This is a genomic window from Pandoraea pnomenusa, assembly GCF_040391475.1.
In the GTDB taxonomy this organism is placed as follows: domain Bacteria; phylum Pseudomonadota; class Gammaproteobacteria; order Burkholderiales; family Burkholderiaceae; genus Pandoraea; species Pandoraea pnomenusa_C.
Map to the genome: position 1 here is coordinate 249,569 of NZ_JBEBXS010000002.1, position 12,171 is coordinate 261,739.

At 66.0% G+C, this 12,171-nt stretch carries 8 protein-coding genes and 1 pseudogene; 1 reads left to right on the forward strand and 8 read right to left on the reverse strand.

From position 1 onward, the window contains the following. Nucleotides 1-30 precede the first annotated feature (30 nt). Nucleotides 31-2,667, forward strand: coding sequence for a hopanoid transporter HpnN (hpnN, locus tag ABWO90_RS03730; protein ID WP_353189852.1), 2,637 nt, complete (start codon nucleotides 31-33; stop codon nucleotides 2,665-2,667). A 93-nt stretch (nucleotides 2,668-2,760) separates the two neighbouring features. Here the strand turns inward: hpnN and dxs are convergent, their stop codons facing one another. From dxs to ABWO90_RS03770, 8 genes and pseudogenes are all read right to left on the reverse strand, one after another. After that, complete coding sequence (dxs, locus tag ABWO90_RS03735; RefSeq protein ID WP_353189853.1) at nucleotides 2,761-4,665, reverse strand: 1-deoxy-D-xylulose-5-phosphate synthase; 1,905 nt, start codon at nucleotides 4,663-4,665, stop codon at nucleotides 2,761-2,763. A 22-nt stretch (nucleotides 4,666-4,687) separates the two neighbouring features. Next, nucleotides 4,688-5,761 (reverse strand): 2-aminoethylphosphonate aminotransferase, encoded by a 1,074-nt coding sequence (locus tag ABWO90_RS03740; RefSeq protein ID WP_353189854.1) that lies wholly within the window; start codon nucleotides 5,759-5,761, stop codon nucleotides 4,688-4,690. A 52-nt stretch (nucleotides 5,762-5,813) separates the two neighbouring features. Next, on the reverse strand, nucleotides 5,814-7,001 hold the full coding sequence (gene aepY, locus ABWO90_RS03745) for a phosphonopyruvate decarboxylase (RefSeq protein ID WP_353189855.1): 1,188 nt from the start codon (nucleotides 6,999-7,001) through the stop codon (nucleotides 5,814-5,816). Further along, nucleotides 6,994-8,703 carry a phosphoenolpyruvate mutase gene (aepX, locus tag ABWO90_RS03750; protein ID WP_353189856.1) on the reverse strand — a complete coding sequence of 570 codons (1,710 nt, stop codon included), beginning with the start codon at nucleotides 8,701-8,703 and terminating at the stop codon, nucleotides 6,994-6,996. The genes aepY and aepX overlap by 8 nt, the downstream gene beginning before the upstream one ends. Continuing rightward, on the reverse strand, nucleotides 8,700-9,464 hold the full coding sequence (locus ABWO90_RS03755; protein WP_353189857.1) for a phosphocholine cytidylyltransferase family protein: 765 nt from the start codon (nucleotides 9,462-9,464) through the stop codon (nucleotides 8,700-8,702). The genes aepX and ABWO90_RS03755 overlap by 4 nt, the downstream gene beginning before the upstream one ends. Before the next feature lie 15 nt (nucleotides 9,465-9,479). Beyond that, on the reverse strand, nucleotides 9,480-10,502 hold the full coding sequence (locus ABWO90_RS03760) for a flippase-like domain-containing protein (RefSeq protein ID WP_353189858.1): 1,023 nt from the start codon (nucleotides 10,500-10,502) through the stop codon (nucleotides 9,480-9,482). Beyond that, on the reverse strand, nucleotides 10,503-11,261 hold the full coding sequence (locus tag ABWO90_RS03765) for a HalD/BesD family halogenase (RefSeq protein ID WP_353189935.1): 759 nt from the start codon (nucleotides 11,259-11,261) through the stop codon (nucleotides 10,503-10,505). Nucleotides 11,262-11,309: 48 nt separating this feature from the next. Then, a pseudogene (locus ABWO90_RS03770) lies at nucleotides 11,310-12,023 on the reverse strand (CDP-alcohol phosphatidyltransferase family protein); the annotation flags it as partial. Between the last annotated feature and the right edge of the window lie 148 nt (nucleotides 12,024-12,171).

The following is a 12,171-nucleotide window of genomic DNA, read 5'->3' on the forward strand; positions in this document are numbered from 1 at the left end:
GGAGACCTCATTACCTTCCGGAACCGCTACATGCTGACTTCGCTCGTCGTGCGCATCGTCCGTTTTTCGGCGAAGCACGCGTACCCGGTCATCTTCGCTTCGCTGCTGCTCGTGATTGCGAGTTGTGTGTATGTCGCCAAGCACTTTGCGATCAACACCGACATCTCGAGCCTGATCGATTCGAATACGCCCGCCGCCGAGCGCGGCCGCGAGATCGATCGTGCCTTCCCGCAGAAGACCGACATGACGCTGGCCGTGGTGGACGCCCCGGCCGTGGAGTTTGCCGACAAGGCGGCCGCCGAGCTGGCCGCCCGTCTGGCGACGGAGACGGACGTGTTCCGCGCCGTGAGCCGCCCGGGCGCCGGCGAGTTCTTCGCGCACAACGCGCTGCTGTTCGCGTCGCTCGACGACGTGAAGTCGCTGACCGGCAAGCTCGAAGACGCCAAGCCGCTACTCAACCGCCTCGCACAGGACCCGAGCCTGACCGGCTTGTCGAACCTGCTGTCGGTCACGTTGCAGACGCCGCTGCTCACCGGACAGGTGAAGCTTGCGGACATGAGCCGCTTGCTGGGCAACGCGGCCGACACGACCGAGGCCGTGCTGGCCGGACGCCCGGCGGCCATGTCCTGGCGCGCACTGGTCGCGCCCGATACGGTGGCGCGCAGCTACGTGCAGGTGCAGCCGGTCGTCGACTACGCGTCGCTCGAAGCGGGTGCGAATGCCGCCACGCGCATTCGTGAAGCGGTGGCCGAACTCAAGCTCGGCGAGCGCTACGGCGCGACCGTGCGCCTGACCGGCTCGCGCCCGCTCTCGGACGAGGAGTTCGCATCAGTGCGTCAGGACGCCGGGCCGAATGCCGTCATCACGCTGCTGGCCGTGCTCGTCGTGCTGTGGCTGGCCGTGCGTTCCGGCAAGATGATTCTCGCCGTGTTCATTACGCTGCTGGCCGGTCTGGCGATCACGTTCGCACTCGGTCTGATGATGGTCGGCGCCCTCAACATGATCTCGGTGGCATTTGCCGTGCTGTTCGTCGGCATTGGCGTGGACTTCGGCATTCAGTTCGGGGTGCGCTATCGCGAGGAACGTCATCACCTCGAGGCACACGATGGCGCGTCGGGCGACGATGCGCTGCGCGGTGCGCTGGTCAACGCAGGCCGGGCGATCGCGATGCCCTTGTCGCTGGCGGCTGCCGCCACGGCAGCGAGCTTCTTCTCGTTCCTGCCGACCGACTATCGCGGCGTCTCCGAACTCGGCCTGATCGCGGGTGTGGGGATTCTGTGCGTAGCGTTTCCGTCGGCCATCACGCTGCTGCCTGCACTCATCAGCGTGTTCAAGCCGAAGGGCGAAGCCAGCCCGCCCGGGTTCAAGAGCCTGGCGCGGGTCGACGATTTCACGGAGAAGTACCGCAATCCGTTGCTCTACGGCACGCTGGCGCTGGTGGTGGCCGGGCTGCCGTTGCTCGCGCATCTGCACTTCGACTTCAATCCGCTGCATCTGAAGGACCCGAATACCGAGTCGATGGCCACGCTCATCGATCTGGCCAACTCGCCCGAAGCTGGGGTGAACGACGTGCAACTGCTGGCGCCGAATCTCGAAGCGGCCGACGCGTATGCCGCCAAACTGCGTGCCGTACCGGAAGTCGGTCGCGTGGTGACGCTCACGACGTTCATGCCGGCCGATCAGCCCGCCAAGCTCGCGCAGATCGCCACGGCGGCCGCGTCGCTGCTGCCGGTGCTCGAGCAGACGCCGCTCGCGGCCGGCAACGATGCCGCGCGGGTATCGTCGCTCAAGACCGCTGCCGGGCAATTGGAAGACGCTGCGCTCGACCATCCGGGCGAAGGCGCGAAGGAAGCGCAGCGACTGGCAACGGCCCTGCGCAAGCTGGCCGCCGCAGATACGGCCACGCGTGATCGCGCGCAGCGCGCCATCGCCGAGCCGTTGAAGCTCGCGCTTGGCCAGTTGCGCGACGCGCTGCAACCGCACGCCATCACGCGTGAGTCGCTGCCGAAGGACATCGTGTCGCAGTGGGTCGCTGCCGACGGGCGCGCGCTGGTCAACATCTCGCCGCATGTCGAGAAGGGCGCCGACCCGAGCGACGACGCGATGCTGCGCAAGTTCAGCGCAGCCGTGCTGGCGACGACGCCGGACGCCGTGGGCGGCCCGATCTCCATCCTGCGCTCGGCCGACACGATCATTCGTTCGTTCATCGAGGCCGGGGCATGGGCATTGCTGTCGATCACGATCTTGCTGTGGCTGGCGCTGCGTCGGTTCGGCGACGTGCTGCGCACGCTGGTGCCGTTGCTCGTCTCGGCGGCCGTCACGCTGGAAATCACGGTGCTGATCGGCTTGCCGCTCAACTTCGCGAACATCATCGCATTGCCGCTGTTGCTGGGCGTGGGCGTGGCCTTCAAGATCTACTACGTGATCGCATGGCGCAAGGGCCAGACGCATCTGCTCGCGTCGAGCCTCACGCAGGCCATCGTGCTGTCGGCCGCGACGACGGGCATCGCCTTCGGCAGCCTGTGGCTCTCGCATCACCCGGGCACGTCGAGCATGGGCAAGCTGCTGGCGCTCTCGTTGCTCTGCACGCTGATCGGCGCGGTGTTCTTCCAGCCGGTGTTGATGGGCAAGCCGCGCGAGAAGGGCGCGCCACCGCCGAAGTCGTGAGATCGCGAACGTCTCCGGCATCGTCGGAGCGACAACGAAAAACGGCACCGCGAGGTGCCGTTTTTTGTTGAAGGCCTGCCTGCCGGCGACCGTCTAGACCGCTTCGACCTTTCCGCCAAGGCGTTCGGCCAGTGCACGACGGATCGACGCAGCGATACCCGTGGCATCGAGCCCGACCGACGCAAGTTGCTGCGCGGGCGTGCCCTGATCGATATACGTGTCCGGCAGTCCCAGTTGCAGCACCGGCACCTGCACACCGTTGGCGTTGAGCGCTTCGATGCACGCCGTGCCTGCGCCACCCATGATCGCGCCTTCTTCCAGCGTGACGACGAGATCGTGCGTGCGGGCCATCTCAAGCACCGTGGTTTCGTCCAGCGGCTTGACGAAGCGCATGTTGACCACGCTCGCGTCGAACGCCGGCGCGACCTGCTCGGCCACTGCGACCATCGAACCGAACGCGAGGATTGCGACACGGCGTCCGGCCGGGGCGGCGCTCAGACGCCGCGTCTGCGCGCGACCCACGGGCAACGTCGACAGTCCGGCTTCCGTCGCAACCCCCGGGCCGGTGCCGCGCGGATAGCGCACGGCGCTGGGGCCGTCGATTCCGAGCGCCGTCTGCAACATTTGACGGCATTCGTTCTCGTCGGCCGGCGTCATGAGCACCATGTTCGGGATGCAGCGCAGATAGGCCATGTCGTAGGCCCCCGCGTGCGTGGCACCGTCGGCGCCCACCACGCCGCCGCGATCGATCGCGAAGACGACCGGCAGGTTCTGCAGCGCCACGTCGTGAATCACCTGATCGTAGCCGCGTTGCAGGAACGTCGAATAGATCGCGACGACAGGCCTGAGGCCTTCGGTGGCCAGCCCGCCCGCAAACGTGACGGCGTGCTGCTCGGCGATGCCGACATCGTAGTAACGCTCGGGGAATCGCTTCTCGAATGCCACGAGCCCGGAGCCTTCGCGCATGGCCGGCGTGATGCCGACGACGCGCTCGTCTGCGGCTGCCGCATCGCACAGCCATTCACCAAAGACCTGTGTGTACGTCTTGGCCGTCACCGCGCCCGGCGCGGCGGGGCGAATGCCCTCGCTCGGGTTGAACTTGCCCGGGCCGTGGTACAGCACGGGATCGGCTTCGGCGAGCTTGTAGCCTCGGCCCTTGCGCGTGACGACGTGCAGGAACTGCGGCCCCCTGAGTGCCTTGATGTTCTCGAGCGCGGGAATCAGTGCGTCGAGATCGTGGCCGTCGATCGGACCGAGGTAGTTGAAGCCGAATTCCTCGAACATCGTGCCCGTCGGCGAAACGATGGCCTTCGCGTGTTCTTCTATCTTGTGCGCCAGTTCGCGCATCGGCGCCGGTGCGTTGCGCAGCAGGTTGCGCACGCTTTCCTTGCCCGCCGAGTAGAACTGGCCGGACATCAGGCGCGTGAGGTACTGGTTGAGCGCGCCGACCGGTGGCGAGATCGACATGTCGTTGTCGTTGAGCACCACGAGGAACGGCAGGTCGTCGTACACACCGGCGTTGTTCAGCGCCTCGAAGGCTTCGCCCGCCGTCATCGCACCGTCGCCGATCACGGCGATCGCGTGGCGCTTCTCGCCTTTGACCTTGCTCGCCAGCGCCATGCCCAGTGCGGCCGAAATCGACGTACTCGAATGCGCCGTGCCGAAGGTGTCGTAAGGCGATTCATCGCGCTTCGGGAAGCCCGAGAGTCCCTGCCACTGACGCAGGGTCGGCATGGCCTCGCGGCGGCCCGTCAGGATCTTGTGCGGATACGTCTGATGGCCGACGTCCCACACGATCCGGTCGCTGGGCGTATCGAAGACGTAGTGCAGGGCGATCGTCAGCTCGACGGTGCCCAGGTTCGACGACAGGTGCCCGCCGGTGCGCGACACGTTGTCGAGCACGCAGGCGCGCAGTTCGTCGGCCAGACGCCGCAGATCGGCGCGCGAGAGCGCACGCAGTTCGGTCGGGGAGTGGATGCTGGCTAGCAATTCGGTCATGGCTGAACGTCCGTCCCCGCGCTTACTTCACGAGCCGCGCGAAGGAGGCCAGCAGGCGATCGATGTCGGCCGCCGTAAGGTTGCCCATTGTCGAGATGCGGAACAGCTCCTTCGACAGGCCACCCTGGCCGGCGTAGATCACGAAACCGTCGGCCTTGAGCCAGTCGTGCAGGCGCGGATAGTCGACGCCGGCCGGCAGCTTGTAGGCGCGCAGCACCACCGACGACTCGTTCGGCGACAGCACGCTGTCGATGCCGAGTGCGGCGAGGCCGGCGCGTGCCTGTTCTGCGAGTGCGCCGTAGTGCGCGTGGCGCTTCTGCCAGCCACCGGCGTCTTCCAGCTCACGAAGGGCTTCGACAAGCGCGTAGTACGCGTGCACCGACGGCGTGAACGGCGTGTTGCGCTCGGCCTGAAGCTTCGCGAGACGGGCGATGTCGAGGTAGTACGTGCGGCTGAACGCCTTGGCGAGTGCCGACTTGCGCACCATCACGAACGACACGCCCGGCACGCCGTGCACGCACTTGTTCGCCGTGGCGGCGACCGCCGCGATGGCGGTGTCGTTGAAGTCGATGGCTTCGGCGGCGAAGCTGCTCACGCCGTCGACCAGCAGATCGATGCCGCGTTCGCGGCATGCCTGCGCAATGCCGGTGAGGTCGTTCAGCCGACCGGTCGTCGTTTCGTGATGAATGATGGCGACGTTGGTGTACGGGCGCTCGCCGGCAGCGTCGAGCTTCGCGACGATCTGTGCGAGATCCGGCGCCTGCATCCATTCAAAATGGATGACGTCGTGATCGATGCGATATTGCTTGGCGATCTGAGAAATGCGCTCGCCGTACACACCGTTCTCGACAATCAGCAGGCGGCCGTTTTCCGGCACGAGGCCCGCGGTCATGCTCTCGACGGCAGCCGTGCCCGAACCGGTCATCAGCACCGGCGTCCAGACGGCCGGGTCGAGGCCGTACACGGCCGTCAGTCGCGTGCGTGCTTCTTCCTGCAGGTCAAAGAATTCGGGCTCGCGGTGGCACAGATCGGGTTGCAGCAAGCTCTTGCGAACGCGTTCGGTCAGGGTAACGGGGCCCGGATTCAGTAACAGCATGGCGAAGCTTCCTCGGCAGATAACGGTTTAGGGGGATGGCGGGGGAACGGGCTCAGGCCGAAGCCGTGGCACGTTGCGCAATATGATCCATCAGGCGTGCCTTGACGGCTTCGGGCGTGACCTTCGGGCGGGGCAGCCCGTCGGGCGTGCCGGGGCGCGTGGTCAGGCAGGCGAAGCGCGGGCCGTCGTTCAGGCTGGCGCTGCGGGCGTCGAACAATTGCTCGATGACATCGAGCGTATCGCCTTCCAGCGCGAGTGCATAGCCGCTGGCCGCGGCGACACCGGCGAACGAGACCGTCGGCGACACCGTCGCCTGCGCGCCGGTCGAATCGTGCGAGGCATTGTCCAACAGCAGATGCACCAGATTCGAGGGGCCGTAGGCACCGAGCGTCGCAAACGCGCCCATGCGCATGAGCGCGGCGCCGTCGCCGTCGAGGGCAACCACACGCAGGTCCGGACGTGCCAATGCGAGGCCCAGGGCGAGCGTTGTCACGCAGCCCATCGAACCGACCATGTACAACTGGTTGGCGCGGTCGTCCAGCGCGTAGAGTTCGCGTCCGCAGAAGCCCGTCGATGCCAGCACGACCGTGCCTTCGAGCGGCGTATGCGCGATGACGCGCTCCAGCGCGTCGCGGCGTGCGGGCAGTTCGGCAGGTGCCACGCCGCGCATGAGCGACACTGGCGCGGGTTGCGCCGGACGCGCCGGTCGCTCGGCCGGTTGCAGCGGGAAGGGCGCAACGCTGCCCTTTTGCATCACGAGTGCGTAGGGGCGACCGGTCTCGTCCATGTGACGTACGGCACGCTCCAGCGCCGGCGCGATGGCCTCCGGCTCGGTCGGGAACAGCTCCCAGGGCACTTCCATCAGGTCGAGCATGGCCGGGGTGATCGGTCCCATGAGCGCGTGCTGCGGCTCATCGGTAATGCCCGGCTGGCCGCGCCACGTCACGATCAGCAACTGCGGCAGACGGAAGGTCCATGTGAGCGACGTGAGCGGGCTCACCGCGTTGCCCAACCCCGAGTTCTGCATCATCGTGACGGAGCGCGCACCACGGCCTTCGCCGAGCGTGGCGCCCGCCGCGATGGCGACGGCGTCGCCCTCGTTGGCAGCCGACAGGTAATGCAGCGTCGGGTCCTGCAACACGTAATTGATGAACGGCGTGAGAAACGAACACGGCACGCCGGTGTACCACGTGAAGCCGTGCTTGCGTGCGGCCTCGACGAACTGTCCTGCCTCAATCACCTTGCGTCTCCGATGCGGCGCCGCTGAACGGCGTCTGGCCATGCGCGAAGTCTGCCGCACGGCGGAATTCTTCCATGTCGTTCACGCCGCGCCAGTGACCGTGCACGTATTGCACTTCGATCTTCGCGCCATCGGCTGCGAGGGCGTTGATCAGTTCGGGCATGCCAAGCTGGTCGAAGTCGGCGCGGGCTTGCAGCGCAGCGAAGACACGTTGCAGTTGCGCGCGGCCGTCGTCGCCCCGCACACCCAGCAGGCCGATCCAGCGGCCGTTCGGCGTGCGTCCGGCATCGGCGGCGTTGCCGCTGATCTTCTCGAGCAGCACTCGCTGGCCGAACAGGCCACGATCGTCGCCCGACGAGCAGTACGCGAAGTCGCGCACGCTGGCGTTGGCGGCATTGGCCGTGGTGGCGGCCGTGGAGTCGACCACGACGGTAAAGTCGGCATCGCTCTCGACCAGATCGCGCACGATGTAGCTGCGGAACAGCAGGTCGCCGTACGAGATAACCGTATCGTGCGTAAAGGCGTTGGCCACGCGGGCGAGTGAAGCCAGTTCGCCCGTCTCGGCATGACGCTCGTTGATCGCGAGCGTAATGCCTGCGGTGTCGATGGCGTCGGCGCGATAGCCACCGACCACCGTGATGTCGTTCACGCTCTGCTTCTTGAAGCCGTCGACCAGCCAGCGCAGCAACGGTTTGCCGGCGACCGGCAGCATGACTTTCGGGCGGTCGGTCGTCACGCTCTCGAGGTTCTTGCCACGGCTCGCGGCCAGCACGATCGCCGAACGCGGGGCGTTGGCGGCCGACAGGTAGCGGTCTTCGGCTTCGGTGTACTCGTCGGCGTCCTGCAGACGGAAGATCTCGTCGACGGTCGCGATGCGGTCTTCGACATTGACGAGGGTTTCGCTGCGGTGGATTTCGGCAGCCACGGCCTGCATGGCGGAGGTGGCCGAGCGAATCAGGTGGTTCGCCCAGATCACGACGCTGATGCCCGCTTCGCGGAACACATCCGTCGGGGTGCTGTAGTACTTGGTCGGCACGATCACCAGCGGGCAGCGGTTGTCCCACTCGCGGGCGAACTGCACGATTTCGTCGGCGCGCTTGAGCTTGCTGTGGATCAGGATGGCGTCGGCACCGGCCAGGCGGTAAGCCTCGGCGCGGCGCAGGGCTTCTTCCATGCCCCAGCCGGCGATCAGCGCTTCCACACGCGCGACGATGGAGAAATCGTCGTCGGCCTGCGAATCCTTGCCGGCCTTGATCTTGCCGCAGAACTCGTCGATATCGGCCAGCGGCTGGCGTTCGCCGCCGATGAAGCTGTTGGTCTTCGGGAAGACCTTGTCTTCGATGCACACGCCGGCCACGCCACGCTGTTCGAGCTTGCGCACGAGACGTCGCATGTTGTTGAAGTTGCCGTAGCCGGTGTCGCCGTCGAGCAGGATCGGCAGGTCGCTGGCGTCGGCCATGAATTCGAGATTGTCGACAACCTGCGTCCAGCTCGCTTCGTTGTTGTCGCGTACGCCGAACTGCGCCGAAATGGCGAGGCCCGACGCCCAGATGCCCTTGAAGCCCGCTTCGCGCACGATGCGTGCGGACAGGCCGTTGTGGGCTTCCATCAGGAATTCGAGCTGGTTGCTGCGCAGCATGGCGCGCAGTTGCGACGCGCGCGTGGCGGTCGGCGGCAGGGTGAATGCGTCGGGAGCGTTCATTCGGACACCATCGTGAGCGGTTCGAGCTGTGGCAGCACCTGATCGGCGGCGCGCTTCACATCTTCAGGGTAGTCGATTTCGATCCACGGGAAGCCCGTGACATCTGCCGTTTCAAACTGGGCGCCGCGCTCGAGCAGCAGATCGCGCACGGCTTCCTCGTGCGGCATCTTGGCGCGGCCCGATTCGACGTAATCACGCGTGATTTCCGCAAGGCGCGTGGCCGTTGCCTCATTGAAACGGAAAAAGCCGACGGATTCGCCGACGGTGTCGTACTGGAGGCCGACCATCACCTGCTTGCGCAGCTCGACGGGCACGCCGTCGCGCAGGCACAGCTTGACCGGCTCGTCGCCCACTTCGAAGTCGCGGTCGATGAGCAGGCGGTTCGCCGTCTTGCCCGCCACGAGGGCGTTGAAGATGCGCTGGTCGTAGAGCACGTCGGCATCCATCACGAGCACGTCGCCGCCTGCGGTCATGGCGTCGGCGGCAGTGTGCAGCGTGAGCACGCTGCCGAGGTGGAATTCGGGATTCAGCCGGATTTGCGGACGCGGCGTCCAGTTCAGACGGTCTAGTTCTTCGCTGACCTGCTCGTGATGGAAGCCGAGCGCGAGCACGACGTCGGTGATGCCGACTGCGGCCAGCATGCGCAGATGGCGCTCGAGCAGCGACATGCCGTCGAACTTGAGCAGGCACTTGGGCGACTGCTTGTCTTCGGGCTGGAGCAAACGCAGGCCCATGCCTGCGGCGAGAATGATGGCCCGCATGATTGATTTCCTTCTTTAAAGCGGTGCAGTATCCGTGGCAGACGACAGCGGCACGTTGTTTTGTGCGGCACGCTGGCGGCGCCAGCCACGTTCGGAGAAATGCAGATAGACGAGGCCCGGCACGCCGAGCAGAAGCTCACGCGTGCGCTTGGCCAGCGACAGGGCCAGCGCGGCATCGGCCGGCAGACCCACGAGCGGGGCGAGCAGCAGATAGCCGCCTTCCTGCACGCCGAGCGAACCCGGTACGAAGAATGCGGCACCGCGAATCGCCTGCCCGAGGCTTTCGAGCAACAGCGCGTCGACCCAGCTGACCGGGAAGCCCATGAAATGGCAGATCAGCCACACCTCGGCCGTGCCGACGATCCAGCCGACCAGGCTGTACGCGAAGCTGGCGAGCGCCTGACGGCGCTGGCCGTACATGCGCTGCACGATTTCGTCGACGGCGTCGGCCCGGTCGAGCAGGGACGACCAGTCGCGCTTGGACGACATCTTCGAGAGCATGCGAAACGCCCAGCCGAAGAGGCCGCGGCGTTGCGCGACATAGAACGCATAGAGCAGGGCGGAGATGAGCGCGGTGGCGAGCAGCATCGGCAGCCACAGGCTGCCGTCGGCGCCATGCGTTGCGCTGATGCCGAACACCGCCAGACCCAGTAGCGCGAACACCATCTGTGCCACTGCCTGCAGGGTCGTGCTCACGGTGATGGCCGCTGCGGCTTCGCGTCCGGCCATCCCGTTTTGCTTCATTTGACGCACCATCGCAATCGGCCCGCCGATCTGGCCCGCGGGCAACAGGCTGTTGACCGACTCACCAACCCAGCGGGTAAGCGTGGCGCGGCGCAGCGTGCAGGATTTCGACACGAGCACCTGAATGGCGGCGGCGTCGAGCACGAGTGGCACCACGTGGAAGGCGGCGATGGGCAGCAGGCCCCAGCCGGCCACGGCCAGCGTGGACATCACCGATCCCGTGCCCTGCCAGATCAGCAGAGCGACGAAAAGGGCGAAGCCGAGAGTGAGAGATACGATGGCAGTCCGGTTCATTTAGCGTTTCGTCCGTCCCAATACCTGACGAAACACTTGCCTGAATCCGAAGTAGGCGATGGCGTCCTTCATGTTCGAAATGAAGCGTTGCCATGCGCCCATGCGCGGGTCGGTCACGTACTCGAACGTGAGCGAAATACGCTCTTCGTTGTCGCCGAGCGGCGTGATCCGGTGATGCAGCTTGTCCCCGTCGAAGAAGACCAGGGCGCCGGGCGGGTACGCCACGGCACCGTCGATCTGCGTCACGCCCGGATTGCGCGTGTGAAGCCGGTACTCGAGCTTGCAGCTCGATTGATCCACTACGCCCAGCAGCAGCGTGTAGCGGCGGCCCTTGTAGTAGGAAGTGTCATAGTGCCAGCCGATGTGATCGCCCGGACGCGTGTAGTAATACAGCGCATACGCGTGCGGATCGTCTTGCGGCGACGGCAGCAGTTTTTCGCCGGCCAGACGCTCGAGAAAGCGCATGAGCGCCGGCGAACGATACAACTCGGCCACGAACGGGGCACGCTCGTCGAGCGTGTGACGGCTGACGCTGCCGCCCTGCTTGTGACCGGGGAGATAGTTGCGGTTGACGTTCGGCGTGACCGCGCGTGCCGCCGCGATCAGTTGGTCCGTCACCGATTGCGGCAGGAACTTCTCCATATAGACGAAGGCGTCCTGCGACTTGAATTCACGGGTGATGTCGTCGATCTCGATGGCGTCGAGCGTACGCTCGATCTCGGCGTCGGCCGCGAAGGCTGCCGGTGCCATCGGTGCCATCGGTGCCGTCGGCTCGAGCGGGGCGGCGCGATCCGCGCCGGTCGTGGCAGCCCCGGTCTTGGCGGGCAGCGGGCGGCGCATCACGCGCACATAGTCCGCGACGACGAGCAGGGCGAACAGCGGCGCGCCAATGGCAGCGGCGATCAGGAAGCCGCGCGTGCCGTCGAATAGCGTGACGAGCGGCATCAGGTACAGCACGTCTTCGGTCTCGAAACCGCCGACCGACGCCTGCTTCGTACCGGCCTTGCCCACGCGGTCCTCGATGCGCATGCGCAGGAAGAAAATCAGCGCCACGGCCACCCCGGCGATCCAGCCGAGCGCCGATGCCGACAGCGGCACGGGCAGCGGATACTGTCCCGGTGCGATGGCGTCCACGCCCATACCGATGCCGCCGAACAGCAGCACGGTCACGAAGGCGTCCGAAGCGAGGTCGTAGTAATGCCCGATCTTGCTGGTCTTGCCGCTGATGCGCGCCAGTTCGCCATCCGTATGGTCGATGAAGTTCGACAGGACGAGCAGCAGGGCACCCAGATTGGCCATCGCATAGCCGCCCTGGGCAAACGCCCAGGCGCACGCCAGCCCGACGATCAGGCGCAGGGTCGTGAGGTGGTTCGGCGTGACGCGGGTATTGACGAGCGGCGTGACGAACCAGCGTGCGAGCCGCGCGTCGTACTGACGGGGGCGCGGCGCCACGGGACGCGTGGTCTTGCTAGTGGCCGACGCAGCATCGGGCGCCGAAATGATTTTCGGTATCGTTTCCATGAGGGGGGAATATATACCCATAAGACGGTAATGTGCAGAGCACTCAAAACACCCGTACTGACCGTGACGACCTTGGGGATTCAGTGCCTTGACGCGCAAAAAACGTAGCGCGTTCCTATCTGCCGACCATTCCGAGGGGTCTCGCCAA